Raw genomic sequence first — 25,839 nt, forward strand, 5'->3', positions numbered from 1 at the left:
GGGGCGGGAGGCCGGGAGCCGGGGGCACGGGCAACCCGGCCCCGGGCATCCGGTCACTCGAACGCGACGATGAGCTCCACCTCGACGGGCGAGTCGAGCGGCAGAACGGCGACACCCACAGCCGAACGAGCGTGGATGCCCGCCGCCCCGAACACGTCGACCAAGAACTCCGAGGCGCCATTGATCACGCCCGGCTGACCGGTGAACGACGGGTCTGACGCCACGAAACCGGTGACCTTGACCACCTGCGTCACCCGATCGAGCGAGCCGATCACGCTCTGCACCGCGGCCAGAGCGTTGATCGCGGCCGTCTGGGCGAACGCCTTCGCATCTGACGGGTCGACGAGACGCAGCGCGCCGCCCGACGACATGGCGCCGGCACCGGCACCGGCACCGGCACCGGCACCGGATGCTCCACTCGAGCCGCCCAGAACCCCGACCTTGCCGGTCTGGCTGAGCACCCCGTTCACAAACGGCAGCTGCCCGGCCGTGTAGACCATCGACCCCGCAATGACAGCGGGCGTGTACGCCCCGGCCGGCGGCGACACAGCCGGAATCTCGATTCCCAGCTCGGCGAGCCTCTCGCTCACAGTGCTCATGACGCGTCGCCTTCGGTCTTCCACGAGCCGGCCGCAGCGGCAGCCGACGCAGCGGCAGCGGCTGGCTCAGCACCCTGCAACGGCCGCTTCAGATAGGCCACAATGCCGCCCTGCTCATTGGTGACGATCTGAACGAGCTCCCACCCGTCAGAGCCCCAGTTGTTCAGAATGGCCGCCGTATTGTGAATCATCAGCGGTGTGGTCACGTATTCCCACGTAGTCACGGGGTCTCCTTCTGGCACTTTTTCAGGTTTGTCACCTAGGGTCGATCATATGTCTGCCCCCAAACGTAAGGTTAGCGGCGCGGTCGGAGCCTTACTGGGCCTTGTAGGCATTAGCGCCATCGCTGGTGTCTTGGTCACTGCTATGGTCACGCCCGCTCTCGCCGTCACCGGTCTCGCCGCGAACAACACCATCGGCGTCTTCGAGAACCTCCCGAGCTACATCAAGCCCGACGCTCTCTCACAGACCTCCAGCATCTATGCGAAGAACGCCGACGGCTCTGACGTGCTGCTCGCCTCGTTCTTCGACCAGAACCGCCAGACGGTCGGCTGGACCGACATCTCGCAGAACTTCAAAGACGCCATCGTGTCAACAGAAGACCCGCGTTTCTATGTGCACGGGGGCATGGATGTTCAGAGCACCGTTCGCGCACTCGTCGCGAACACCGTGTCGGGCGGTATCACCTCTGGCGCCTCGACCATCTCTCAGCAGTATGTGAAGAACATCCTGGTGCAACGCGCCGAGGCCATCTCCGACCCGGTCGCCCAGAAGGCCGCCTACGACGACGCCACGGCCACCACGACAGACCGCAAGCTCAAAGAGATGAAGCTTGCCATCGGTCTCGAGAAGGAGTATTCGAAAGACGACATCCTGCTCGGCTACATGAACATCGCACTCTTCGGAGGCCAGATCTACGGCATCCAGGCGGCTTCTCGGTACTTCTTCAACGTCAACGCCGACTCGCTCTCCATCGCGCAGGCCGCGAGCCTCGCCGCCATGGTCAACGAACCTGAGGGTCTTCGCATCGACGATCCCACCAAGATCCAGGCCAACAAAGACCGGCGAGACAAAGACGTTCTCGCGTCGATGCTCAAAGAGCACGCCATCTCGCAGACCGAGTTCGACGCTGCCGTCGCCACTCCTGTCGAGCCGCACATCACACCGCCTTCCACCGGCTGCCAGACCGCCTCGAACGGCGCCGGTTTCTTCTGCGACTACGTGAAGCGCATCATCGAGCAAGACCCCACCTTCGGTGCCACCCAAGATGAGCGTGACCACAATCTGAACACCGGTGGTTACAAGATCTATACGACCCTCGACACGAACCTTCAGGCTGCCGCCAACACAGCTGTCAGTGATTACGTGCCCCAGTCGATGAGCAGCGTCGACATCGGTGGCGCGTTCGTGACGGTTGAACCCGGTACCGGCAAGATTCTGGCTATGGCTCAGAACAAGACCTACAGCCAAGACCCATCGGCCGATCCTGCGACAAACACAGCGGTGAACTACAGCACCGACTCTGCTTTCGGTGGCTCAACGGGCTTTCAGAACGGCTCGACGAGTAAGCTCTTCGTCATCCTCGACTGGTTGAAAACCGGCCATTCACTGGGCGACATCGTCAACGGCGCCAATAACCAGAAGTTCACGACAGCCAATATCCACAACAGCTGCGGTGACACGGTGAACGGGGTATACACGGCAGGAAACGATGCTGGCGAAGCTGGCGGCCGCGCCTCCGTGCTGACCCAGTTCGACGACTCCGTCAACAATGCCTTCTTGAATATGGCAACACAGCTTGACTTGTGTGACATCAATGCAATCGCTTCTTCGTTCGGTATGCACCGGGCCAGCGGCAAGCCAATGGATACAGGGTTGTACGCCACGATTCTCGGTGGCAACGAGGTCGCACCTCTGACTATGGCCGCGGCTTACGCGGGTGTCGCCAACAAGGGAGCTTTCTGCACCCCCGTCGCTATTTCGAGCATCACTGACGCGACCGGTGCCGCCGTTGACGTTCCAAAGACGACCTGCACGCAGGCCATCGACCCGAAAATCGCCGCTGCTGCACTGTACGCAATGCAGAGCGTTGTGCAAAACGGCACGGCAACAACAGGAAACCCGAACGACGGCACCCCGCACTTCGGCAAGACTGGTACTACTGACATCGAGAAAGACGTTTGGATCGTCGGAGGCACCTCGAAACTCGTGTCTGCATCATGGGTCGGCAACGTCAATGGCTCGGTCTCGATCAGACACACCACCGTCACCGGCAACAACGGGCAAGCGGTCGGCAGCGGCTACTCGCGGCTCTATGTCTGGAAGCAGTTCTACAAGGGCACAGCAGACGCCTATGGCGGCGACAGCTTCCCACAGCCCGACTCGAGCCTCACCAAGACGGCAACGGCCACCGTTCCCGACGTCTCCGGCGGCACCATCGACCAAGCCCAGTCCAAACTCACATCAGCGGGCTTCGGCTTCAGTGACGGCGGCCAGGTCGACTCCGACAAACCCGCGGGTCAGGTCGCAAACACCAACCCGTCGGCCGGTTCCAGCGTGGCTAAGGGCTCCAGCGTCACCGCCTACACCAGCAACGGCAAGCTCACCCCCCTCGGTGACACCACCGGCCAATCCACGGCAGCCGCCGCCGCAGCCCTGGCCGGCTGGAACGTCACCACCACCGTGAGCCCAGACCCGAAGTGCACGAGTGACACCATCGTCAGCCAGAACCCCGGCGCGGGCTCCTACAACAAGTCGACGACCACCGTCGCTGTTGTGGTCTGCCCGAAGAAGTAAGGCTGCGGTGACGTCTGTCACCCGCGTGGCGCTGACCACCCTCGGGTGGTCAGCCGCCGCCGGGATGGGTGCGCTCGCATGGGGCACGCTTGTCGAACGTAACCTCTTCACACTACGAAGAGTGGATGCCCCCGTGCTCCCGCGCGGCGCGACACCGCTCACCGTGCTGCACCTCAGCGACCTGCACCTCGCCCCCTGGCAGCACGAGAAGCAGCGCTGGGTGCGCGCTCTCGCGGCCCTGGAGCCCGACCTCATCGTCAACACCGGCGACAACCTTGGGCACACCGACAGTTACGACGCCCTCACCCACACCCTCGCACCTTTCCACGGCATCCCCGGTGTCTTCGTGAACGGCAGCAACGACTACTGGGCACCCGGCTTTCGCAACCCGTTCCGGTACTTCATGGGCCCATCCAACTCGTCGCCGGAGCCGGTGAAGCTCGACCTCGAACGCGAGCAGGCCATCTTCGCCGCCCTTGGTTGGAAAGATCTCAACAACCAAGCGGCAACCCTCGACATCAACGGCACCCACATCGAGTTCTTCGGCGTCGACGACCCCCACCGGCAGTACGACAAGCTCGCCCTCATTCCCCGCGCCCTCGACGAGATGCGCGAAGAGAACGATGACGACTCGAACCGCAACGAGAACTCGCCCCGCCAGGGAACAGGCCAGACTCTCACCATCGGCGTGGCGCATGCCCCCTACCAGCGCGTACTGAACTCATTCGTCAACAACGGCGCCGAGCTCATGTTCGCCGGCCACACACACGGCGGCCAGGTCTGCGTGCCGGGTTTCGGTGCCCTGGTCACCAACTGCGATATTCCGCGCAGACAGGTGAAGGGGCTCAGCACGTGGCGAAACGGCCGCCGTTCGGCCTACCTGAACGTCTCAGCCGGGCTCGGAACATCCATCTATGCCCCCGTACGGTTTGCCTGCCTTCCTGAGGCAACCCTGCTGACCTTGACCCCCGTGCAATGAAGGTCAGAAAAATCAGCTATTCTAAATAGGTTGTTCGGGCCGGTAAAACAGCCCGGGTATCGATCGGGGTATGGCGCAGCTTGGTAGCGCGCGTCGTTCGGGACGACGAGGTCGCAGGTTCAAATCCTGTTACCCCGACAAATGTAAGGGCCGGGATCATTCCCGGCCCTTTTTCTTTGGCAACCAATCCGTTCCCACGCTTACTCCGAATTTCTTATCGTGGCCTTACAGAACCACCGTAATGAGAGCGTTTTCGATGAGCAATCACACACCCGACACCAAAACCCACGGTTCGAGCGCGAACCGCGAGAAGAAGGCTCACCGGCGCGGCCAGTTCTACCGCCCGGAGCTCAGCACCCCGTGGCAACGCTTCACGCACAATCTGGCCGTTAGGGTCGCCGCCGTCGTTCTGGTGGCCGGTGGTACCGCTGCACTGGTGGTGGCAGCCGTCACCCGCTAGCGCCGTCACACACCGTCGGGCAGGATGACCGTCACTCCGTGTCGCTGCAGCGCAGCCGCGATGTCGGCTGGCGGCTCCTTGTCGGTCACGAGGTAGTCGGCACTGCCGAGATCGGCTATGCGCGCGAACAGGGGCGCACCGAACTTCGACGAGTCAGCGAGAATGGCTACGCGGGATGCCCGTGAGATCATTTCGCCCATCATCACGGCCTCGCCCACATTGCTGGTCGAGTACCCCCCGTCGGCCGAGACCGCGCCGACCGAGATCAGCGCGAGGTCGCAGCGCAGCTCGAGGTCGCTGTCACGGCCAGCGACCCGAAAGCTGACGGGCCCGACGGTCGACTGGCCGGCCAACCGAACGGCGCCGCCGAACAGGTAGAGGTCATTCACCGCTTTGGGCGACACCTCCGCCGGAACCCGCAGGTTGTTGGTTGCGATGGTGAGTTCGCGATGGTTGCCGAGGTGCCGGGCCACGGCCAGGCACGTCGTGCCCGCGTTGATCATGATCACCGACGCATTGTCGACGAGGTTCGCAGCAAGCTCACCGATCTTCTCTTTTGCCGAGGTGTGCAGCTGCATGCGCACATCGAGCTTCTTCTCGGTGACGAGCATGGCCGACCGGCTCACCGCCCCGCCGTGGGTTCGCACCAGAATGCCATCAGCATCCAGGTGGTCAAGATCACGGCGAATCGTGTCTGACGACACACCGAAGCGTGCAGAGAGCATGGCAACGGTGACCTGGTCGACCTCCGTCACGAACGCGGCGATCTCGGCCTTGCGGCCCGCAGGCAGACGGACGGTTTGCGCACTCTTCTCAAATGCAAGACTCTCGCTCATACAGGTATGTCTAGCAGCTTGTTGCGCTCGTGCGCGTATTTATGCGTTTCTTGACACCCAAAGAACTCACACTCAGCATTCAGCATCCGATCGAGCCGACATTTGCTGTCTTTTGCTGCTATTTCCTTATTGACGCCGCATCAATCAGCGAATAACATCAGATTCTGCGCTAATCCGCATAAAACAGCAATAGTTCTTACCGCAACCGCAATCACCGAAGATTGGATGAACATGAGCAACGTCGCTCGAGGCCGTCGGGTCAAAATCGCAGGGGTAGCCCTCGCGACGATGACGGTACTACTCGCCACCGCATGCAGCAGCGGCGGCGGGGGGTCAACAAGTGCAGATGGCAAAGTATCCATCGATTTCTCCCAGTGGTGGGGCTCTGAGCTCCCCGACGGCGATCTGCAGAAGATCGTCACCAGTTTTGAGGCCGCGAACCCCAACATCACGGTCAACCTCCTTACCCAGCCGTACTCAACGCTGCAAGACCAGACCACAACTGCCGGCGTCTCTGGCACCCTGGCCGACGTTGTCGGCCTCGACGGTGCCTGGGTGAACAACCTCGTCAAACAGGGCGCCCTCGACAACCTCAGCACCGAGATGACGTCGACCAGCTACGACGCCAGCCAGCTTTCAAGCCAGGTGCAGATCAAAGGCTCCACGTACATGATCCCCGTGGTCAACTTCGTGTACCCCTTGTTCACGAACGACGCTCTGCTCGCACAGGCCGGGGTCACGACTCCGCCGGCGACGCGAGACGAGTTCCTGGCCGACGCCAAGGCGATTTCGGCCAAGACCTCAGCGAAGGGCTGGATCCTGCCGCTGGGAACAACGAACCCCAACGGTGTACAGAACGATGTCATGTCGTGGCTCTGGGCATCGGGCGGCAGCATGATGAAAGACGGTCAGCCCGACCTCACCAACGACGGCGTCTCGAGTGCCGTCAACTACGTGAAGTCGCTCTACGACGCGAAGGTTGTCGCTGACGGCACGTTCACGCTGCAGGAGCCCGACAAGGTCACCCAGTTCACGAACGGCCAGGTCGGCATGATGGTCGACTCGCTGGCGCACATCACGACCATTCAGAAGGCGAACCCGAACCTGAAGTTCAGCATCTCCGCCATTCCGGCGACAGATGGTTACACGGGCAAACGCGGCATTCCGTACGCATCCTGGGGCATCGGTGTCTCAGACAAGTCGGCTCACAAGGCTGAAGCGTGGAAGTTCGTGCAGTACCTGATGAGCAAAGACGTGAACGCCAACGTGTCGAGCCTGGCCCACGGCTTCCCCGGCAACAGCACGGCGACGCCCGACTTCACCGGGTCTGACCCGCTGTACGAACAGGCCTTCAAGATCTACCAGGCCGGCTACCCCGCCAATGAGTTCGTGGGCCTGCCCACCTCCGACCAGCTCATGCGCGACTTCGACACCGCTTTTCAGAAGACCCTGAATGGTGACGGCAGTGTGAGCGACATGCTCTCGGCAACCCAGGCGAGCTGGAAGAAAGCCTTCTAGCCCGCCGAGCCACACCGGTGCAGTTCGGTCGCGCCACAGGTCTCACAGATTCCGTGGCGCGACCGCCCCCTCTTGAAGAAAGAACGGTCATGACAGCTCTACGAACAGGGCGAGTATCGTCGCGGTTCGGATCGTCGCGGCTGGCGAGAAAAGCCACTCCCTACGGATTCGTCGCCCCCACCGCGATTCTCCTCATCGCACTGATGGTGGTGCCCATCGTCTTGGTGATCAGCTACTCGGTCTCGACCGGCTCGATCACCAGCAAAGATGCACCGTTCACCGGCATCACCAACTACGTCACACTCCTGACGAATCCAGACTTCTGGAACGCGGCCTTCAACACTCTCGTCTTCACCGTCTCGAGCGTTGTCGCCCATCTGCTCATCGGGTTGGGCTTCTCACTGATGCTCAACTCGCGGCTACTGGGTTCGGTGCCACGAGCCATCTTCAGGGTCATCTATATTCTGCCGTGGCTGTTCACAGCGGCGATCATCGCCGTCTTGTGGCGGTTGCTGCTCGACCCGCAGGGCGTCGTCAACTACCTGTTGCAGGCCGTTCACCTCGCCGGCAGCCCCATCGCCTGGTTCGGCGACCCGGGAGCAGCGTTGTTCGCCGTGACGGTCATGAACATCTGGGCGGGGTATCCGTTCTTCATGATCAGCCTTCTCGCAGGCCTGCAGGGCGTGCCCGCTGATCTGTATGAGGCGGCACGGGTCGACGGTGCATCCGGATTCCAACAGTTTCTGAGTGTCACGCTGCCGCAACTGCGGCCCATCATCATCTCGATGGCCATGCTCGATGTGCTCTGGACCACCCAGCAGTTCGCCCTCATCTGGCTCACCACCGGCGGCGGGCCCATCAGCGTCACCGAGATGCTGAGCACCTTCACCTACAAGCTCGCCTTCACGGGCTTCGACTTCTCGATGGCCGCAACGAGCGCCGTGATCGTGCTGATCTTCTCGCTCATCGTCGCCATCTTCTACGTGCGCTCACAACGATCGGAGAGCTGACATGGCTACCGTCACACCTCACCGCCGCCCGCGCAAGATCGGGCTGCGCATCGCGCTCGCCATCGGTCTGCTGGCCGGCGGTGTCTTTGCTGGCTTCCCGGTGTTCTGGATGCTCATCAGCTCGTTCAAGACGAACACCGAGATCTTCGCGTACCCGCCGAAACTCATCACCGAGGGGTTCAGCTTCGATGCCTACCTCGCCGTGCTGGGCGACCCCGAAGAGATTCGTTTCTTCATCAACAGCTACGTCGTCGCACTCTCGGTGACCGCGCTCACAGTGGTGTTCGCCATCCTGGCGGCATATGCGTTCAGTCGGTACGAGTTTCGTGGCAAGAAGGTGCTGAACGTCATCATCATCGGCACCCAGGCTGTGCCGCCGATCGCGCTCATCATCCCGTTCTTCGGGTTGATGGTCTCGCTCGGTCTGTACAACACCTATGCCGGCCTGATTCTCACCTACATCGTGTTCACGCTGCCCTACGCGATCATCATGATGACGGCGTACTTCAACACCCTGCCGAAAGAGCTCGACGAAGCTGTCAAGGTCGACGGGGCCGGTGCGTGGACAGCGCTGTGGCGCATCCTCGTACCCATCTCAGTGCCCGGCATCGTCTCTGTCGCGGTGTACACGTTCATGATCTCGTGGAACGAGTACCTGTTCGCACTGACCCTGACGCGCACCAACGACCTGCGTACGGTGCCCGTCGGAATCCAGCTGCTGATCGGCCAGAACACTTACCACTGGAACCAGATGATGGCCATCTCCATTCTCGGCAGCATCCCGGTTCTCATTCTCTTCCTCGTTTTTCAGCGCTACTTCATCGGTGGCCTCACCTCTGGCTCAGTCAAAAGCTGAGCTTCGCGGCATCCGTCGCACCATCCCCCACTAAGGAGCAATACCCGCAATGTTGATGAACGGTAAAGACCTACTCGCTGTCGCGAATGCCAACAACTTCGCCGTGCCGGCGTTCAATGTCAGCGATTACGCCATGATGAACGGCCTCTTCGAGATCAGCGAAGAAAAGAACGCCCCGATGATCATCGCCATTCACCCGGATGAGGTCAGCCACCTTGGCGTCGAGGCGATTCTCGCCATTCGCGAGCGTGCCCACAAGTCGAGCGTTCCCGTGGCCATCCACTGGGATCACGGCGGCTCGTACGAGCAGATGCTCACGGCGATTCAGGCCGGCTTCACGTCGGTGATGATCGACAAGTCGATGCTCCCGTTCGACGAGAACGTGGCCGTGACCAAGCGCGTCGTCGACACGGCGCACGACGTCGGCCTCTCGGTCGAGGGCGAACTGGGTACGATCGGTAAGCTCGACGAAGAGGCCGAAGAGGGCGGGGAGATCATCTACACCGTTCCCGCAGAAGCCGTCGACTTCGTCAAGCTGACCGGCGTCGACAGCCTGGCCATCGCCATCGGAACGAGCCACGGCCTGTACCCGCAAGACCTCGAGCCGAAGCTCCGCATCGACCTGTTGCAGCAGATCAAGGCTCTGCTGCCCATCCCCCTGGTGCTGCACGGCGGGTCGAACAACCCCGACTCCGAGATCGCCGAGGCCGTGAAATACGGCATCAACAAGATCAACATCTCGAGCGACATCAAGGCGGCATACCACGACGCCATGCGTCTTGAACTCGCTAACAAGAGCCTCCGCGAGCCGAATACCATTCAGCCGCCGGCCATCGCTGCCATGAAGAAGGTCGCCGCACACAAGATCGACCTCTTCAACGCCGCCGGCAAGGCTGAGCTGTACTAGCCGCCATGGTGAGCTCCGAAACCGTACTGGGCCTGGGCGGCACGGTCGACTACGAAATCGACTGGAACTCCGCTGTTCTCGAAGGCCTCGCCGCCGAGTACGGCGTCACGGTGTCGGAGCTCACCACCGATCATCCGATCATCACGGAACGCGACCTTCTGGTGTCGGTTCTCGCGATGCTCAAGACCGGTTCCGGAGGAGAGCGCTTCGTCGCCTCCTCCGGCATCGTCGAAACCTTCGCCGCCCGCTTCACCAGCCGAGTCACCCTCGGTGGCACCGGTGTGCGGGCGGCGCTGGCCATGAGGGTGCTCGGCGTCACCAGCACGCTGCACCTGGTCAGCATCGACGACCACGTGCGGCGCCTGCTGCCGCCGGGAATCGACTTCATCAGCAGCGCCGTCACCGACACCACAGACCCGCACCTGATCATCCAGTTTCCCGTCGGAGCCACCGTCTGCCTCGGCGGCACCCTGCTCACCGCGACCCATGCCAACCGACTCATCTACTCGAACGACCCGCCCAACCAGACCCTCTACCTCAGCGACGAACTGCCGTCGGCACTCAGCACCGCGACCCTCTTTCTCATCTCCGGCTTCAATTCGATGCAGGATGCCCAGGCCCTCGACGAGCGCCTCGACCAGCTGCGCTCAGCCCTGTCTCGCCTGGCCCCCGGCTCGACCGTGTTCTACGAAGACTCAGGCTTTCACCGCCCCGAATTCAGCCCGCGCGTGCGCGCCGCGCTGCTCGACGCCATCGACGTGTACTCGCTGAACGAAGACGAACTCGAGACCCACCTCGGCCACCCGGTCGACCTGCTCGACCCGCACGCCGTGCGCTCTGCGCTCGACGACGTTGCCCGCCTTATCCCCGCACGTCACCTGATTGTGCACACCAAATACTTCAGCGCCGCCATCGGCGAACGCCCCGAGCTCTACCGCGAGGCACTGCGTGGGGGCATCCTCATGGCGAGCACCCGCTACCGCTTCGGCGACGGCTTCACCCGCGCCGACTACGACGGCATGGCCGCCGAGCGCGTCAGCCCCGCCGGGGCTGCCGTCGCGGCAGCGCTCTCGCCTGACGTGCCTCCGGCTCTAGCCGGGGCCGCCACACCGGCGGTTTCGGCACCCGGCGGCCCGCCCGAGGCGGCCACGCCCGAGCCCGCCCTGCCCGACGCATCCGCGCCCTTGGGTGCTGCACGAACCATCGTCTGCATCCCCGCCTTTCAGCTCGACGACCCCACCCCCACCACCATCGGCCTCGGCGACTCCTTCGTGGGCGGCTTCATCGCGGCCCTTCGTCGCGGCCGCGCGCTGTAGCCCTCCTCGCGCACCCATGCCCTCGAGGCTTTTCGAAATGCGACTCAACGGTGGTTGAGTTGCGCCCTGCGGCTGCTTCTCGCGCCCAACTCGACACGTGGGCGCAACTCAACGTCGCGCAGAGCCGCCCGATCGCGGGGTGGCACGAGGAGAGCGCGCGCGGCGCCGAAGAATGCCGAAAGTAGCAATGGTGAGGCCTGCGACGACCGCGACGAGCCCGCCTGCCGCCACGGGCGCGACGTCGAGCCCCGTTTGAGCGAGGGCGCCCCCCGAGCCGCCCGCACCGCTGCCATCCGATCCGCTACCGCCAAGCCCACTACCACCAGACCCGCTACCGCCTGTTGCGCCGGAGCCCCCGCCCGTACCGCCACCCGGCACCGGAGGCTGAGACGTGGTCGTGGGAGTGGCCGTCTCAGTAGGAGTGGGCGTAGAAGGAGGCACCGCGACGGCCAGCGTACGTTCGAACACCTGCAGATGCGTCGACGGTTCACCCGTGAGTGGAGCGAAGCTTGTCATCGTAGCGTGCAGGCCGTCAGCAGACAGCGTGCCGATCACCGTGTCGAGAGCACCCGCAGCGCCAGCAGCGTCGACGCTGACCAGCTCCAGCGCGTGCGCAATCGCCGACCACCGGTACGCCTGTGACTTTCCCGAAGAGGGCTTCGTCGACAGGTTGCCTGCACCACTGAGAACCAGTACGTAATCGCCATTCACCGAGACCGATGTCGCAACCGCATCGGCATCGGCCGCCCTCGTACCCGCCGGATCCAGGCTGATCATCTGCGGTTCGCTGCTCGCCAGCCGTTCGAGATAGACCTCCGCGTGCCCGCCGTTTGCCGTGCTTGTAAGGTGCGCCCTCGACGTAAAAGCGACCGTTGTTCCGTCGGCTGAGATCACGGGCAGAACCGAATCGCCATCACCGGCAGTCGACGAGCTGCCGGGCGCCGTGCTCAGCAGTCTGGCCCGGCCGCCTGCCGCATCCGCCACGTAAACCTGCGACGACGCTCCCGGCGCGATGTTCGTCACATCGCTCGCGAGCGTGGCGAAGACCACAAGGCCCCCGTCACCCGAAATCGATGGTGCCCCATCCGCATCGGCATTCATGCCGGTCGCAGCCGCCGCAATGCTCGTTGACGCTAGTCGAGTCGAGCCCGATACGAGGTCACGCACAAACACTTGCGCATAGCCGCCCGTCGCGTCTGAGGTGAGGTCTGTAGCTTTCGAGTCGAAGACCAGATGGCTTCCATCGGCCGAGATCTCACCGAATTGCGAATCACCATTGGCTCCGGTGGGAGTCACAACGCCCACTCCCGCCACGCTGGCAAGGCTCGTCGTATTCAACACGGTGTCGCGCACATAGATCTGGCTGTGGCCACCGCTCGGCACCGCGGTCAGATCGGTCGCATCCGATTCGAAGACCACGTACCGACCGTCGGCCGAGATCGACGTGACCTCTGAATCGCTGTTTGCGCCGTCGACCGAGCCGGCGGCCGACGTCACGAGAATCGTCACACCGGTTGACTGGTCACGGAGGTAACCCTGCCGGTGGCTGGCGGTCGACACCACCACGAGGTCGGTCGCATTCGAGTTGAACGCGACGAAGCGACCGTTCTGAGATACGAAGCTCTGCACCGAGTCTGCGTTTCCGCCACCCGTCGCATTCGCCGCCTGGTCGGTGCTCATCATGACAGTGGTGCCGGTCGTGACCTTTTCGGCGTAAACCTGAAGGTACCCATTCGACGAAGTGGAGCTGACGTCGTTCGCCGCAGAAGTGAACGTCACCGTCGACCCGTCCGCTGACACCACGGCCCCGAACGAATTGTCGTCACCACCTGCTGCCGTCGAGCCCACCCGCCGGCTGAGCACGACGGGCGCTCCTGACAGGCCGGCAGAATAAATTTGAGCGTGGCCTGCCTGAGGCGGATCAGTGAGGTCGGTCGCAGTCGAGCTGAACGTGACGAGACCTCCGTCGTCAGAGATGCTGATGTCGATTCCGCCCGCATCAGAGTCGCCCCCGCTCGGTGTGGTTGCCGTCGAGCGGCTCAGCAGAGTGGTGGATCCGGCGCTCACGTCACGGCGATACACCTGCTGATGCCCGCCCGTGGCAATGGTGGTGAGATCGGTGGCTGACGAAGAGAACGACACGATTCCGTTCTCCGAGATCGCCACGCCCACCGAGTCGCCATCGGCTCCCGACGACCCGGTTCTGTCGAGGCTGACGAGAGTTGTGGCAGAGGCAGTTGTGTCTCGAACATAGATCTGCCGAAATTTGTGGGTGGCGAAAGGCGTCAGGTCTGTCGCGGCCGAGGCGAAGGCAATACGACTCCCGTCCTTCGAGATCGCCAGTCCGGCCGCGCAGTCGCCAGCGCCGCCCGACGGAATTCCAGCGTCACTCAGGCTGATCATCGAGGTGGCATGTGCTGTCACGTCGCGCTCGAAGACCTGCGAATAGCCATGTGTACTGACGCTCGTCAGATTGCTCGCGGCTGTCGTGAACGCGATGTCGTGTGCGTCTGCCGAGATCACGGCCTGCAGCACGTCATCTGAGGCACCTACCGGCGTGGCCGTCTGGCTCACGCTGGCCAAGATGGTGGTGGAGGTCGTCAGGTCTCTGACAAACGCTTGGATGTGACCCCCGGTATCTTCGGTGACGGCATCGGTGGCCGCTGTGAGATACGAGACGAATCGCCCGTCGGCTGAGATACTCGGCGACTGGGTGTCGTTGTTCACACCCGTACCGTCGGTGAGATTCACACTCACGAGCACTATTTCGCCCGTGAGTGTGTCGCGGCGAAAGATCTGTCGGTGGCCGTGGGAGTCAGACGAGGTCAGGGTCGTCGCGGTTGAACCGAACGCAACAAAGCGCCCGTTCGAAGAAATTGCGGAGACGGCTGAGTCGGCGTTGCCGCCCGCCGGCAGGTGAGCACTCACCAACGCTGTCGTGCCGATCGTGGGAACGGATGCCGCGGCGTTCATCGCCACTGCTGCAAGCGATCCGACCAGCGCGATCGACGCAATAGCAGCGACGGCGATCACATGCCCGAACGACCCAATGCGATGCGTAGACGAAGCAGACACGAGACTCCCAGCGTGGTGCGGCCCCCGGGCAGAGTGCCCCGAAGTGATGACCCCTCACCTTATGCCCAATACCAACTTATTCTCAACTTCATCCGACGTCAACGGTCACGCGGCGCGACGTCAGACGCTCACGTGGTCGCCGAGGCGACCGTCGCTCTCCTCGAGGTAGCAGGCGCCGCAGAGCGACTCGTAGGTCACGTGGTCACCGTCGATGGCGACCTGGTCGCCGTCGAAGACGAAGAAGCCGTTCACGAGGCGGGCGTTGAAGATGGCTTTGCGGCCGCAGCGGCAGATGGTCTTGAGTTCTTCGAGGCTGTGCGCGACTTCGAGCAGGCGCCGGCTGCCCGGGAATGCAGCGGTCAGAAAGTCGGTGCGAATGCCGTACGCGAGAACCGGGATGCCGTCGACCAACGCGATGCGCAAGGCATCGTCGACCTGCGAACGCGACAGAAACTGCGCCTCATCGATGAGCAGGCAGCTGACGGGTTCGGGGCCGGGAGCGGCTTCGGCCCGGCTCCAGAACGCCTCACGCAGCGACTGACCCGGCTCGATGAGAAAGTCGACCGCGCGGTTCACTCCGAGCCGCGACACGATACCGTGGTCGCCTTTCGTGTCGGTCGCCGGCTTCGCGATGAGCACGCGGTGCCCACGCTCTTCATAGTTGTAGGCGGCCTGAAGCAGCGCCGTGCTCTTGCCGCTGTTCATAGCCCCGTACCGAAAATAGAGTTTTGCCACCTGTCAACCTTAAAGCCCTTAGAACAGAGTGGGCGGATGCCCAGCCCCAGCCGTGCCGTCCGCACCATCGCCGCTCGACACAGAAGCATCACGACGATGTGCCGGCCGCGACGAGTCGAACCGGCCCGTGCCGCTCGCCACATCGGCCCACTTCAGCCCCGGAGCGCCCGCCAGCGCCACCCCCGACCCCTCCTCCACGCCGTCGAGCCGATGCCGCGCCATGAGCGGCCGAATGCGCCGTCCCAGCCACGCGCGGTACTCCTTCGGCGCATACGACGACGCCCCGAAGTACATCGAGCGGTACTCCGCCACGAGCTCCGGACGCTCCCGCCCCAGCCACTGCATGAACCAGGGCTTCACCCCGGGCCGCAAGTGCAGCGCCGAGTACATGACGCCGGTCGCCCCGGCCTCTTTCACCATCGCCAGCGCACGGTCGAGGTGTGTGGTGGTGTCGGTGAGGTGCGGGATGATCGGCATCAGAAAAACCGAACACGAAAGCCCGGCATCCCGAACCGCCCGCACCGTGGCCAGCCGCGCCTTGGCCGACGGCGTGCCCGGCTCGATCGACTGCTGCAGCTCGTCGTCGTACACCGCGATCGACATGGCGATGTCGACCGGAACCGCCCGCGACGCTTCGACCAGCAACCCGAGGTCACGTCGCAGCAGCGTACCTTTGGTCAAGATGGAGAACGGCGTGCCCGATGCCGCGAGCGCTTCAATGATGCCGGGCATCAGCTTGTAGCGGCCCTCTGCCCGCTGGTACGGGTCGGTGTTCGTGCCGAGCGCCACCGGATGCCGCCCCCAGCTGGGCTTCGCAAGCTCGCGCCGCAGCACCTCGGCCACGTTGATCTTCACGATGATCTGGCTGTCGAAGTCGGTGCCGGCATCAAGGTCGAGGTATGTGTGCGTTGGTCTCGCGAAGCAGTACGTGCAGGCATGACTGCAGCCCCGGTAGGGGTTGATCGTGTACCCGAACGGCATGGCGCTCTGGCCCGGAACCTTGTTCAGCGCCGACTTCGCCACCACCTCGTGAAAGGTCATCCCGGCGAACTCGGGCGTCTGAACCGAACGCACCAGGTTGTTCAGCCGCGCGAGCCCGGGCAGGGCGGAGTCGTTCTCGACACCCAGTTGCTGCCCACTCCACCGCATGCCCTCATTCGAACATACTTTCGAATGTCGCGCAAGCTACGCGTACCGGGGTTAACAAAATCAAGCGCTCCATGCGGCTGAGGGGTGTCAGCAGCACAGAACGCTTGACTTCTAGAAGTGTGCAGAGGTGCGGGCCCCATCGCAGTTAGAGCCTTCACTCTCTGCACAGGAAGGGATTCGAAACCCTCCCCCCATCGGATTGGTCGACTCTGAAAAGATTTCAGAGTTTTTTCGAGGCCCGTTCCCGTCGCCGCGCACGAACGAGAACAACGGCGACCCCCGCAATGGCGAGCAGCACGATCACACCCGCAATCGACACGATCAGCACCGCATTCACCCCCGCCTCAGACCCGCCCGCTGCCGCGTTCGGCAGCGCCGTGATGCGCGAATTGTCGACTGCCCCGCCGCACGAGGGCGCGGTGGCACTGCCCATCGCCGCGGCGGTTCCGGCGGGCGGGCTGTACGTGAACCCGATCGAATTCGACACCGGATGCCCGTCTGACGACACGATCTGCCACGTCATCGTGTACCGGCCAGCTGCCCCCAGCGCCACGGGCACGCTCACGTCGTGGCTCAGGATGCTCGCGCACCCCGTCTCGTAGTGCGTGGTCTGGGCATCCGGCCCCGTCACCTCGAGAATCGCCGACGAGCTGTCACCCGAAAGGTCGAGCACCAGGTCGTTGAACGTCAGCGAGACCGAGGTGAGGGGCGTCGTGACCGTGGAGTCGGCCGTGGGCGTGCTGCTCACCAGGTAGTCGTGGGCGCTGGCGCTGGTCACGGGAACCAGAGCGAGCGCGCCCGCAAGCGCAGCACCGAGCAGAACCCCAGCAACCGTACGTCGACTACGCAACGTTCGCCCCGCGCTTCTTCGTCACCGCGAGCACCGCGACGACGAGCGCGATGGCGCCGAGCGCCAGCCCCGCGATTCCGAGCCCGATCGCGAGCGCCGACGTACCGTCGCCCGTCGCCGCAGCAGCAGTCGTGCCAGCCCCCTGCGTCATGACGGCTCCCGCAGCCCCCGGCGACGCCGTCGCCGTCACCGACGCACCAGCCCCGGCACCGGCACCGGCACCCGAAGAAGCAGCCGCAACCGGCGGCGCATCGTTCACGTACACCGTCGGTGCCGGGTTCTCCGGTTCCACCCCCGAAGCGGGCGTCGGCTCGGCCCAGTCGACCACGCTGCCATCAGAATACGTCTGGTGCGTCGGCAGCACGATGCTTCCCGTGCTGGGTATGGGCCCCGCCGAGATGGCGAACGTCAGAAACTGCCCCGGCGCGATTGCCGCGGCAGCACCAGTAGCCGTCCAGGTGATCTTCGTGGGGGCCTCCGTCACCGTGCCGTCATCGGTCTTCACCGGCGTGGCCAGTGTCGACGAGGTCACTTCGGTCGTCCATCCGGCAACCGGCTCGTACGAAACGCTGCCGAACGGAGTGTCGGTGGGCAGATCGACCTCGAGTTTGACCGTGCTGGCCGTGGCCGACTCAGTAGGAACCTTGAACGTGAGAGTGCTGTAGCTGCCCGCCGCCGCCTGGTCGGGGTCGACGTGCACGTGGGCGCTGGCCGCAAGCGGAGCCCCCACAGCGAGGGCGAAAGCAACAGACGTGGTGCAGATCGCGCGCGCGATCGAAATCTTCTTCATGGTGAATCCGTTTCTCAGCCGCCACTTCGGGCGACCGGCAAGTGTGAACAGGGTCTACGCAGAGACGTGCTGCCACACCGGGGGGCCACGATGCCGAAGTGAACCCAGAAACACGCCGAGGTCGAGCGGATGATCGGGGGCCCGCGTACCGTGCGGCACCGCCCGGGCATCCGGTGTCGCCGGTTCGACGAAAACCAGCTGCCTGAACCGCCGCACCCGAAGGGCAGCGGAGTTGTACAGCCCCCAGAACGCCAGCTCACCACGGCGAAGCGCCACGATCGTGACGAGGGCGGCGACGGCGTGCGCGAGCCACATCCATGAACAGGGCTGCATCGCCGAGCCGGCCCCGATGCTCGCCGCTCCGGCCGCGCTCTGGTCGAAGAGCATGCTGACGAGGGCCGAGCCGTGGCTCATGCCGGCCATCTCGCCGGTCATCGGTTCGCTGGGCGACAGGGCAGCGCTGCCGGCGCCCACGGTGAAGAGCAGATGAAGCGCAACCTGGCTGAAGGCCACCGAGAGGGCCAGCCGGGGCAGCGACAGGCGCTTGCCGGCGAGCGCCACGCACACCAGGCTGGAGACGGCGAGGGCCAGGGCGAGGCCCACAGTTCCGGGCGCCATGCCGCCGGCGGCCACGTGCGAGAGGGCGGCCACGAACACCGAGACGCCCGCGGAGATGAGCCCACGGAGCACCCGTGCCGCTCTGCTCGTCATGCCGCTCCTGCCGTCGTGCTGCCGCTTTTCGCCCCAGTCTACAAAGCGTAGAACACAGAGCCCAGCCCTGTCGTACAGCCTCCCGCACGGCCCAGCCGATATTGTGTTGCCGACGACGCGCGTGCGTCGATGCACCGCACCGCAGGAGCCCCATGTTCGACTCGTTACTCAACCTCAACATCGTGCAGGGCCCCGTCATCATCGGCTTCGCGGCCACCGCCGCCGTCTTCGGTCTGTACCTGCTCATCCGCCGCCCCGGCCGGCGCTGGATCGTCACCGCAGCATCCGGCCTCGTCGGCGGCGCCCTGGCCGGCATCGTCACCCTCGTCATCACCGTGTACCTGCTCGACCTGTTCGGCACCCGCCTGTCGCCTTTGGTCGACTCCGTCATCGTTCTCACCTTCGCTGCTGTGGGCCTCGCCATCGTCAACCTGTGGCTCTCGAGGTGGTGGCGCAAACTCATCGCCGTGCTCGGCATCGCGGTCTTCATCGCCACCGGAACCCTCGGCGTCAACGCCGTCTACGGCCTCAACAAGACCGTCGCTGCCTTCTTCGGGGTCACCAACGCGAAGCCGCTCGTACTTCCGTCGGCATCGGGAACCCCCACCCCGGCACCCGTCGTCGACCCGAATGCACCCCTCTACGAGAGCTGGATGCCCCCGGCCGACCTCCCCGCCACCGGTCAGCTCGGCACGGTGAACATTCCCCACGACGTCTCGGGCTTCATCGCACGAACCGCGCTCGCGTACGTACCCCCGGCGGGGCTCGTGGCGAATGCGCCGGCACTGCCGGTGATCATCCAGCTGAATGGACAACCGGGAAGCCCCGGCCTTGACGACCCCAAGGTCATTCTCGACAAGCTCGCCGCGGCGAACAGAGGCCTCGCCCCCATCGTGGTGAACCCCGACCAGCTCGGCGACGACACCAAAGACCCGCTCTGCCTCGACACCTCGAAAGGTAACGTCGAGACCTACATCATGAAAGACGTGGTTCCGTGGGTGAAGGCGCACTTCAACGTGCTCTCAGATCCCAAAGACTGGACCATCATGGGGTTCTCGAACGGCGGCATGTGCGCGTCATACTTCGGCGCGAAATACCCCAGCACATTCGGCAACTTCGTCGACATCTCGGGAGATGAATACCAGGGCGTCGACGACAAGTCGACCCTGAAGAAGATGTTCGGCGGCAACCAGGCGGCCTACGAGGCGGTGTGGCCCACCACCATCATGTCGAAGTCGACGTACCCCGATTCGTGGGCGGTGTTCGCTGTGGGAGCTGACGACGCCGAGGCCATCCCGGGTGTGAAGACGAACTACGACGCCGCTGTGGCGGCCGGAATCCACGCCACATACACAGCCATACCCGGCAGCGGGCACGACAACACCGCCCTCGACGGCGGGCTCTCTGCCGGCTACACCCTGATCTACCCACGCGGTGGGTTGTCGGCGCCGCCGACGGGCTGATCACGCGGTGAGCGCGCGGTGAGCACGGGCACGGTAGCGTGAACCTATGGTGTCGCTCGTATCGGTAGTCGCGCTCGGCACGCCGTTCGTCGTGGAGCTTGACGGCGTCACCCCCACCGAGGTGTCGCAGTTCGTCGAGTCGTGGGCCTGGTGCTCTGGTGAGCTCGTCAGCGAGGCCCCCGAAGGCGCCACAGTGTTGCGTGCTACCGTGACCGCTCCCCATTCGGCGGCCGCTCCGGATGCCCCGCTCGAGAGCCCCGTCTCCGCACCGTCCGGCGCAGCCGTGCCCCCACCCTCAGCCGAGCCGGCCCCAGGCCTCGCTCCAGCCCCAGCTCCAGCTCCAGCTCCAGCTCCAGCTCCAGCCCCAGCTCCAGACGTCATCACCGCCGTGTCGTTCCGCGCCCTCGCCGACCAGCTCTCCGGCCTCATCACCCGCACGGCCATCGATGCCCAGCGCAACTCGCTTCTCATGCTGCACGCCGGTGCGGTCGCCGACCCGGCGACCGGCAACGTGGTCGCCTTCCTCGGCCCATCGGGCCGCGGAAAGACCACCGCCTCCATCGCCCTCGGCCGCGCCTTCGGCTACGTCACAGACGAAACCCTCGCCGTGCGTGACGACCTCAGCGTGCTGCCCTACGGCAAGCCGCTCTCGGTGAAGCAGCCCCCGCCCGAGCGATGGAAAGACCAAGTGAGCCCGGCCACCCTCGGCCTGAGGGTGCCGCCGCCGGCACTGAGGCTGGTCGCCGTGCTGCTTCTCGACCGGAGACCCGCGTCGGGGAGCGACGTGGAGCCGGGCATCCGGAGCGTGAGCCTCACCGAGTCGATCGGCGAAGTGGTCGAACAGATCAGCTACCTCTCGCACCGCGACCGCCCGCTCGAGCGCCTGCAGGCCGTCTTCGCCGCGTGCGGCGGCCTCCAACAGGTGACCTACAGCGAAGCCGAAACCCTCGTACCCCTCGTGCGTTCGCTCTTCGCAGACGCCGAGCGCGCCCGCGGAACCACACCCAGCGTTCGCAGCATCGCCACCGACATCATTCGCGACGGCGACTCGGTCATTGCACTCTCGGGCACAACTGTGCGCGTGATCTCGGGCATCGCCCCCACGATTCTCGAGCACGCCCGGCTGCCGCGAACCCTCACTCAGCTAGAAACCGCGGTCGTCGAGGCGCACGGCGAGGCCCCCGGCGACCGCACGGCCGAGCTTCTCGCTGCTGCCGTCGCCGAACTCGTCACCTCAGAACTGCTCGAATGGATGCCCGGCGAGCCTGATCCTGACCGGCCCTGAGCCCGGCCACCACCGGCCGCCGGTGGCCGGGTCAAACCCTCAGCGGCGAACCCTCGCCCGCCGCGCACCCGCTGCACGCAGAGTGCCGGGCCGCATGGCGACGGGGCGGTACCCGTCGGTCAGTACCTCGATGAACGTCGCAACGATGGCCGCAACGGCCAACACGACAAGAACGATGATGAACAGCATGGTCTTCTCCTACCTGAGTGCGAATCGGTATGACCGACAGTCGTCTCTAAGCGGGGTTCGCGTCATGCAGCGATCGCCCTATTCTGCGGCTGTTCGCGCGCCGGGTGCTGCCTCTCGTCTACGCATCGCCCGGCTACACCCCGCTGCGGGCAAGGTACGCGGCCTCGGTGCGCGTCGCGGCACCCGTCTTTCGCAGAATGTTCGACACGTGCACACTCGCCGTCTTGGTGCTGATGAACAACTGTTCAGCGATCTGCCGGTTGCTCAAACCCTGGGCGAGGAGCACGAGCACCTGCCTCTCGCGTTCGGTGAGCAGTGCGTCGAGCGACGTATGGTCAACGATGGAGCCGGCCCCACGCCCGGCCGACCCGGTTGACCCTCTTGATCCGGCCGACCCGGTCGACCCGGTCGACTCTGCTCCGACCCTGTGTTTCAGATCGATCACCCGCTGCGCCACCGAGGTGAGGCCGATGCGGTCGGCAGTGGAGTGCGCCTCGTCGGCCCAGCGGCGAGCGGATGCCCGATCACCCGCATTCGCGTACGCTTCGGCCAATCGAGCTTTCGTGTACGGACCGAGTTGAGCCGGGGCGGTGGAGGCTGCCGAGGCAGCGACCGCGAGCATCCACAGTTCAGGGTCTGTTCCAGAACCGCGCGGGCCCCCGAGCTCGGCATCGAACACCGCGACCGTTGCCGCCGCTGTCGGCCAGGCGGCAGCGGCGGCGAGCACCTCACGGAGTTCGGCCTCGAGAGTCGAACCAGAACCAGAATACGAAGCGGCACCAGCGGAGCGCGGCGATACCAGCTCGATACCGCGACCGCGGGCGGCCGCCAGAACACGCGCCGCGACCGGCAGCACCCCGAGGTCGTAGGGAGCGAACGAGCGGTGTTCACTGTCGAGCAGCACGCTCACCTCGCTCCACGCCTCACGAATCTCGCCCCGAGCCAGAGCTATCTCACCGGCGACAGCCGCAAACCCCAGCCGGGACTGCATGTCGATGCGCAACTGCAACCGCAGCCCCTTTCGCCAGCCCCGCAGCAGACGTTCGGCCTGCGCCGAATCGCCCGACCACAGCACCGCCCGCAGTTTGAGGCGCTGGAGGTGGGCGCTGTATCCGATAGGCGGATCGAGTTCGAGAGCGCGCTCGAGCAACTCGTTCGCCCGCGTCGACTCACCGAGGGCGAAAAGCGGCTCAATGATGTTCGACAGCAGAATGATGCCGGAGGTGCGTTCGACTCCCCGTTGCCGAGCGTGCTCAGCCCCCTCTTCAGCGGTGCGAATCGAGTCGTCGAAGCGGCCCAGAAGGTTGAGCGCGCCCGACTGGTTCACGAAGTAGCGCAGTCGTGCCGAATCGTTGCCCCCGGCAAGCTGGCCCGCCAACGCGAGGTCGGCCAGCCCCGCCTCGACGTCACCGCGACCGAAGCGGGAGATTCCCCGAATGTTGGCCGCCACCGATTTTCGCGGTTCAGCATCGACCGCGACAGCTTCGGCAAGCGCGCGGTCGGCCGTTTCGATCGCTTCGTCGAACCGTGCCTCGAGCATCAGTCGCGCAGCCAGCTCCCCGAGAATATTCGCGCGCAGAACGCTCTGCGGCCGCAGGTGCAGCACGTCGAGCGCCTCCCGAAGCAGCGCGATCGACCCCACCTGCCCCACATTCGCCAGATACGAGGCTTTGTCTCGCAGCATTCGCGCGTAGGGCTCGGCGTTGCCCGACGGCCCACACAGCGCGAGCGCCTCGTTGATCAGAGCGATGGCGCGCTCGCTCTCGCCGGCATTTCGCAGAAGGTACGAGGTCTCTGACAGTAACTCGACGCGGCTGCGCCCTGCCAGTCCCTCGGCGTCAGCCACCTGATCCCAGAACTCCAGGGCTCGCTCACCGAGCCGCGCCGCTGCGAGAAACGCGAACGAGTTCTTGGCCTGCACCATCGCGGTGATCGACCACTCGAACGCCTTGTGGGCATTGTGAGCGAGCATCCAATGGTACGAAATCGCCGTTGCGTCACCGGGACCCAGAGCGTTGGCATAGCTCGTGTGAAAGCGCACCCGTTCGCCCGGCAGCAGCTGTTCATGCACCGCCTCCCGCACCAGCGAGTGCCGAAACCGGTACGCCGTGTCGTCGACGACCAGCACATTCGCGGCCACCGCCTCGCTGGCGGCGGCGTCTATCTCGTCGGCGCTCTGCTCGCTGACGCGCGAGAGCAGCTCGTGCTCGACGCGCACTCCCCCGGCGGCCAGCAAGCGGGTGAGGCGCTCTGCCCCTTCACTCATCGTTTCATAGCGGGCCAGCAGAATCTCTCGCAGCGTTTCAGGAAAGCTGTCGGCCCTCAGGTACGCCTCGCAGCCGACCAGTTCTTCGATGAAGAACGGAACCCCGTCGGTACGCTCGAAGATCACGCCGACGTCGGAGCTGTCAAGCGGCGCCCCGTTCAGCGCGGTGATGAGTTGCCGCGACTGACGGCGAGTGAGCCTGGCCAATTCGCGTCGAGACACCCGCCGGTTGCGGTCGAGCTCGGGCAGCCAGGCTCTCAACGTGCCTCCGCGTGCCAATTCGTCACTTCGAAAAGTGAAGACGAACAGAATGCGGCCATTCTCGATGACGCGCACCAAGAATCGCAACAGCGCGAGCGTGGCTTGGTCGGCCCAGTGCAGGTCTTCGATGATGACGACCAGTGGATGCTCGACGGCAGCATTCTCGAGCGTCGCCGCCACAGCATCGAACAGCAGCCCGGCGCCGGCCTGCTGCCCTGTTTCGGGCGCCACGACCCGACCGCCAAGCTCTGGCAACAGAACGGTGAGCGCATCGCGCGAAGACCCCGCGACGGCTTCGAAGGGGTCGGCGCCGAGCTGGCCGACGAGCGCGCGCAGCACTCCGATGATCGGGGCGTAGGGCGGCGCCGTCGAGTCGAAATCGATGCACTGGCCCCGAAGAACCCTGGCTCGCGAACCCACTCGCTGGCTCACGAACTCGTCGACGAGTCGTGTCTTGCCGATACCTGCTTCGCCACCGAACAGAATGGTGGTGGTACTCGGCTGCGGCGCCTGCTCTGACTGCAGCGCGGCTGCCGTCGACCGTGCGTTGGCGCGTGGCGTGGGCGGGCCGAGAGCACTGGGTGTGCTGAGAGCACTGGGCGCGCTGAGAGCACTGGGCGCGCTGAGAGCACTGGGCGCGCTGAGAGCACTGGGCGCGCTGAGAGCAGTGGGCGCGCCGAGAGCAGTGTCGAGCGCGCCACCGAGCGCCTCGAGGTCGCTCTCGCGCCCTACGAGAATGTCGCTGCTGATGATCTGCACTCCCTCATCGTGTCATCTGCCGCCGACACGATGTGCGGTCTCAGCGACGACGCCCGAACCGACTCCACCACGATGAGTCGCTGCGGCGGGCGGCACGCTGCTCGTCGAGGCGTTCGGCGGCGACACGGCGGTACTCGAGTTCGCGCGTGAAGCGTTCTTCGTTGGCCTGCTGCAGCCAGAGAAAAGAGGTGTCGGTGACCTGCATGATTGGTGCCCTTCTGTGACCCAGAACCACCGCTCTGGTACAGATGACATTTGCCTCTAAGACCCCCACTCCGCATGAGGAGGTCGCCCTATCTTGCAGAACTCTGCCCGCACCCGGGCGAGCCCTAGCCCAGAATCCAGCCGTCTTTGATCATGCGGCGGCGCAGCTCCATCTTCGAAACCGAGTCGCCGTCGGCGCCAGTGTATTTACGCCGTGCGTGCGAAATATGGGTTCGAACCGTCTCGCTTGAGAGTCCGAACCGCGCGGCGGTCTCGGGCACAGAGGCACCGGAACCCGACACGTATGCCCCCACCACCTGCAGCTCGCGCGCGGTCAGAACAGGAACCGCGACCGGCTCACTGTCGCCGAAGAGTTCGGTGATGCGAACCGGCCGCAACACCGTGTTGCGGTACGCCGACCAGATGGCCGCTGCCACCGCCTCTGACGGCTCTTCGGGCAGCAGGTACGCATGCGCGCCCGCCTCGTAGATGCGACGAATGGCCGGAACATACAGTGACCGCCCCAGCACCACCACCCCGGTGCCGTCGCGCACCAGCGAGCTGACCTTGAACGCCGTCGGGCCCCCGTTGCCGAGCTCGTTGTCGATCACAACCACGTCGGCCACGCCGCCGCTGCGGCTCACATAGGTCTCCCACGACTTGGTCCAGCCGTCGACAGAGGCCCCCGGCAGCAGCGTCTTCAGCTGCACGCTGATGGCCTCGGCGACCATACGGCTCTCGTGCACCACGTGCACCCGTATTCGTTTGGGCTTCACCGTCGGCGCCGAGACCCTACCCACGCTCCGGATGCCCAGCCACAGCATG

The 25,839-nt window shown here is 64.7% G+C and carries 23 protein-coding genes and 1 tRNA gene; 11 read left to right on the forward strand and 13 right to left on the reverse strand.

What is annotated here, in order from left to right; all coding sequences use genetic code 11:
- Window positions 1-53 precede the first annotated feature (53 nt).
- Together D4765_RS10785 and D4765_RS10790 are read right to left on the reverse strand one after the other, a co-directional pair.
- Window positions 54-599 carry a RidA family protein gene (locus D4765_RS10785; RefSeq protein WP_136642311.1) on the reverse strand — a complete coding sequence of 182 codons (546 nt, stop codon included), beginning with the start codon at window positions 597-599 and terminating at the stop codon, window positions 54-56.
- The gene (locus D4765_RS10790) at window positions 596-823 is read right to left on the reverse strand and encodes a Sp36 family protein (RefSeq protein ID WP_136642312.1); all 228 of its coding nucleotides are present in this window, start codon (window positions 821-823) and stop codon (window positions 596-598) included. Before D4765_RS10790 ends, D4765_RS10785 begins: the two co-directional genes overlap by 4 nt.
- A 142-nt stretch (window positions 824-965) precedes the next feature.
- On the opposite strand from D4765_RS10790, the gene D4765_RS10795 reads away from it, so the two are divergent.
- The 4 genes from D4765_RS10795 (at window position 966) to D4765_RS10810 (ending at window position 4,834) form a co-directional block, all read left to right on the forward strand.
- The gene (locus D4765_RS10795) at window positions 966-3,395 is read left to right on the forward strand and encodes a transglycosylase domain-containing protein (RefSeq protein ID WP_161580417.1); all 2,430 of its coding nucleotides are present in this window, start codon (window positions 966-968) and stop codon (window positions 3,393-3,395) included.
- A gap of 64 nt (window positions 3,396-3,459) precedes the next feature.
- Entirely contained in the window at window positions 3,460-4,374 is a 915-nt protein-coding gene (locus D4765_RS10800; RefSeq protein WP_136642361.1) for a metallophosphoesterase, read from the forward strand.
- Window positions 4,375-4,438: 64 nt separating this feature from the next.
- A tRNA-Pro gene (locus tag D4765_RS10805) sits at window positions 4,439-4,512 on the forward strand.
- Between the two features lie 118 nt (window positions 4,513-4,630).
- Window positions 4,631-4,834: a hypothetical protein gene (locus D4765_RS10810; protein WP_136642314.1), complete on the forward strand. Its 204-nt coding sequence runs from the start codon at window positions 4,631-4,633 to the stop codon at window positions 4,832-4,834.
- Window positions 4,835-4,839: 5 nt separating this feature from the next.
- On the opposite strand, the gene D4765_RS10815 is transcribed toward D4765_RS10810, so the two are convergent.
- On the reverse strand, window positions 4,840-5,670 hold the full coding sequence (locus D4765_RS10815; protein ID WP_136642315.1) for a DeoR/GlpR family DNA-binding transcription regulator: 831 nt from the start codon (window positions 5,668-5,670) through the stop codon (window positions 4,840-4,842).
- Between the two features lie 231 nt (window positions 5,671-5,901).
- Between D4765_RS10815 and D4765_RS10820 the strand changes: the two genes are divergently transcribed.
- The 5 genes from D4765_RS10820 (at window position 5,902) to D4765_RS10840 (ending at window position 11,277) form a co-directional block, all read left to right on the forward strand.
- On the forward strand, window positions 5,902-7,188 hold the full coding sequence (locus tag D4765_RS10820) for an ABC transporter substrate-binding protein (protein ID WP_136642316.1): 1,287 nt from the start codon (window positions 5,902-5,904) through the stop codon (window positions 7,186-7,188).
- An 89-nt stretch (window positions 7,189-7,277) separates the two neighbouring features.
- Window positions 7,278-8,198, forward strand: a complete 921-nt coding sequence (locus D4765_RS10825; protein WP_136642317.1) for a carbohydrate ABC transporter permease — start codon at window positions 7,278-7,280, stop codon at window positions 8,196-8,198.
- A 1-nt stretch (window position 8,199) separates the two neighbouring features.
- On the forward strand, window positions 8,200-9,054 hold the full coding sequence (locus D4765_RS10830; RefSeq protein ID WP_136642318.1) for a carbohydrate ABC transporter permease: 855 nt from the start codon (window positions 8,200-8,202) through the stop codon (window positions 9,052-9,054).
- A 49-nt stretch (window positions 9,055-9,103) separates the two neighbouring features.
- Complete coding sequence (locus D4765_RS10835; protein WP_136642319.1) at window positions 9,104-9,961, forward strand: ketose-bisphosphate aldolase; 858 nt, start codon at window positions 9,104-9,106, stop codon at window positions 9,959-9,961.
- Between the two features lie 5 nt (window positions 9,962-9,966).
- Window positions 9,967-11,277: an ADP-dependent glucokinase/phosphofructokinase gene (locus tag D4765_RS10840; protein ID WP_237280384.1), complete on the forward strand. Its 1,311-nt coding sequence runs from the start codon at window positions 9,967-9,969 to the stop codon at window positions 11,275-11,277.
- Between the two features lie 108 nt (window positions 11,278-11,385).
- Here D4765_RS10840 and D4765_RS10845 read toward each other — a convergent pair whose 3' ends face one another.
- The 6 genes from D4765_RS10845 to D4765_RS10870 all read right to left on the reverse strand — a co-directional run bounded on the left by D4765_RS10845 (window position 11,386) and on the right by D4765_RS10870 (window position 18,587).
- Window positions 11,386-14,352: a TolB-like translocation protein gene (locus D4765_RS10845; RefSeq protein ID WP_136642320.1), complete on the reverse strand. Its 2,967-nt coding sequence runs from the start codon at window positions 14,350-14,352 to the stop codon at window positions 11,386-11,388.
- Window positions 14,353-14,472: 120 nt separating this feature from the next.
- Window positions 14,473-15,087 (reverse strand): thymidine kinase, encoded by a 615-nt coding sequence (locus D4765_RS10850; RefSeq protein ID WP_136642321.1) that lies wholly within the window; start codon window positions 15,085-15,087, stop codon window positions 14,473-14,475.
- An 18-nt stretch (window positions 15,088-15,105) separates the two neighbouring features.
- On the reverse strand, window positions 15,106-16,236 hold the full coding sequence (locus D4765_RS10855) for an Rv2578c family radical SAM protein (RefSeq protein WP_136642322.1): 1,131 nt from the start codon (window positions 16,234-16,236) through the stop codon (window positions 15,106-15,108).
- A gap of 220 nt (window positions 16,237-16,456) precedes the next feature.
- Complete coding sequence (locus tag D4765_RS10860) at window positions 16,457-17,086, reverse strand: copper resistance CopC family protein (protein ID WP_201799291.1); 630 nt, start codon at window positions 17,084-17,086, stop codon at window positions 16,457-16,459.
- Window positions 17,079-17,876, reverse strand: a complete 798-nt coding sequence (locus D4765_RS10865; protein ID WP_136642323.1) for a YcnI family copper-binding membrane protein — start codon at window positions 17,874-17,876, stop codon at window positions 17,079-17,081. Before D4765_RS10865 ends, D4765_RS10860 begins: the two co-directional genes overlap by 8 nt.
- Before the next feature lie 54 nt (window positions 17,877-17,930).
- Window positions 17,931-18,587: a hypothetical protein gene (locus D4765_RS10870; protein WP_136642324.1), complete on the reverse strand. Its 657-nt coding sequence runs from the start codon at window positions 18,585-18,587 to the stop codon at window positions 17,931-17,933.
- A gap of 152 nt (window positions 18,588-18,739) precedes the next feature.
- Between D4765_RS10870 and D4765_RS10875 the strand changes: the two genes are divergently transcribed.
- Window positions 18,740-20,050, forward strand: a complete 1,311-nt coding sequence (locus D4765_RS10875; protein WP_136642325.1) for an alpha/beta hydrolase — start codon at window positions 18,740-18,742, stop codon at window positions 20,048-20,050.
- A 46-nt stretch (window positions 20,051-20,096) separates the two neighbouring features.
- Complete coding sequence (locus D4765_RS10885) at window positions 20,097-21,335, forward strand: hypothetical protein (RefSeq protein WP_161580418.1); 1,239 nt, start codon at window positions 20,097-20,099, stop codon at window positions 21,333-21,335.
- Between the two features lie 39 nt (window positions 21,336-21,374).
- Here D4765_RS10885 and D4765_RS19200 read toward each other — a convergent pair whose 3' ends face one another.
- The 4 genes from D4765_RS19200 to D4765_RS10895 form a co-directional block, all read right to left on the reverse strand.
- On the reverse strand, window positions 21,375-21,524 hold the full coding sequence (locus D4765_RS19200; protein ID WP_161580419.1) for a hypothetical protein: 150 nt from the start codon (window positions 21,522-21,524) through the stop codon (window positions 21,375-21,377).
- Window positions 21,525-21,657: 133 nt separating this feature from the next.
- A complete protein-coding gene (locus tag D4765_RS19980; protein WP_136642328.1) occupies window positions 21,658-24,810 on the reverse strand; it encodes a helix-turn-helix transcriptional regulator in 3,153 nt (1,050 codons plus the stop codon).
- Window positions 24,811-24,850: 40 nt separating this feature from the next.
- Window positions 24,851-25,015 carry a hypothetical protein gene (locus D4765_RS19205; protein ID WP_161580420.1) on the reverse strand — a complete coding sequence of 55 codons (165 nt, stop codon included), beginning with the start codon at window positions 25,013-25,015 and terminating at the stop codon, window positions 24,851-24,853.
- A gap of 124 nt (window positions 25,016-25,139) precedes the next feature.
- Window positions 25,140-25,838 (reverse strand): helix-turn-helix transcriptional regulator, encoded by a 699-nt coding sequence (locus tag D4765_RS10895; protein WP_136642329.1) that lies wholly within the window; start codon window positions 25,836-25,838, stop codon window positions 25,140-25,142.
- Between the last annotated feature and the right edge of the window lies 1 nt (window position 25,839).

It is taken from the genome of Subtercola vilae, assembly GCF_004923255.1.
Taxonomy (GTDB): domain Bacteria; phylum Actinomycetota; class Actinomycetes; order Actinomycetales; family Microbacteriaceae; genus Subtercola; species Subtercola vilae.

Bases quoted from the DNA above. Each gene is read 5' to 3' on its own strand.
- D4765_RS10835 (WP_136642319.1), top strand. From the start codon at position 9,104: ATGTTGATGAACGGTAAAGACCTACTCGCTGTCGCGAATGCCAACAAC.
- D4765_RS19205 (WP_161580420.1), bottom strand. From the start codon at position 25,015: ATGCAGGTCACCGACACCTCTTTTCTCTGGCTGCAGCAGGCCAACGAA.
- D4765_RS10840 (WP_237280384.1), top strand. From the start codon at position 9,967: ATGGTGAGCTCCGAAACCGTACTGGGCCTGGGCGGCACGGTCGACTAC.
- D4765_RS10800 (WP_136642361.1), top strand. From the start codon at position 3,460: ATGGGTGCGCTCGCATGGGGCACGCTTGTCGAACGTAACCTCTTCACA.
- D4765_RS10885 (WP_161580418.1), top strand. From the start codon at position 20,097: ATGGTGTCGCTCGTATCGGTAGTCGCGCTCGGCACGCCGTTCGTCGTG.
- D4765_RS10785 (WP_136642311.1), bottom strand. From the start codon at position 599: ATGAGCACTGTGAGCGAGAGGCTCGCCGAGCTGGGAATCGAGATTCCG.
- D4765_RS10895 (WP_136642329.1), bottom strand. From the start codon at position 25,838: ATGCTGTGGCTGGGCATCCGGAGCGTGGGTAGGGTCTCGGCGCCGACG.
- D4765_RS10815 (WP_136642315.1), bottom strand. From the start codon at position 5,670: ATGAGCGAGAGTCTTGCATTTGAGAAGAGTGCGCAAACCGTCCGTCTG.
- D4765_RS10875 (WP_136642325.1), top strand. From the start codon at position 18,740: ATGTTCGACTCGTTACTCAACCTCAACATCGTGCAGGGCCCCGTCATC.
- D4765_RS10820 (WP_136642316.1), top strand. From the start codon at position 5,902: ATGAGCAACGTCGCTCGAGGCCGTCGGGTCAAAATCGCAGGGGTAGCC.
- D4765_RS10870 (WP_136642324.1), bottom strand. From the start codon at position 18,587: ATGACGAGCAGAGCGGCACGGGTGCTCCGTGGGCTCATCTCCGCGGGC.
- D4765_RS10855 (WP_136642322.1), bottom strand. From the start codon at position 16,236: ATGCGGTGGAGTGGGCAGCAACTGGGTGTCGAGAACGACTCCGCCCTG.
- D4765_RS10865 (WP_136642323.1), bottom strand. From the start codon at position 17,876: ATGAAGAAGATTTCGATCGCGCGCGCGATCTGCACCACGTCTGTTGCT.
- D4765_RS10825 (WP_136642317.1), top strand. From the start codon at position 7,278: ATGACAGCTCTACGAACAGGGCGAGTATCGTCGCGGTTCGGATCGTCG.
- D4765_RS10830 (WP_136642318.1), top strand. From the start codon at position 8,200: ATGGCTACCGTCACACCTCACCGCCGCCCGCGCAAGATCGGGCTGCGC.
- D4765_RS10810 (WP_136642314.1), top strand. From the start codon at position 4,631: ATGAGCAATCACACACCCGACACCAAAACCCACGGTTCGAGCGCGAAC.
- D4765_RS10795 (WP_161580417.1), top strand. From the start codon at position 966: ATGGTCACGCCCGCTCTCGCCGTCACCGGTCTCGCCGCGAACAACACC.
- D4765_RS19200 (WP_161580419.1), bottom strand. From the start codon at position 21,524: ATGCTGTTCATCATCGTTCTTGTCGTGTTGGCCGTTGCGGCCATCGTT.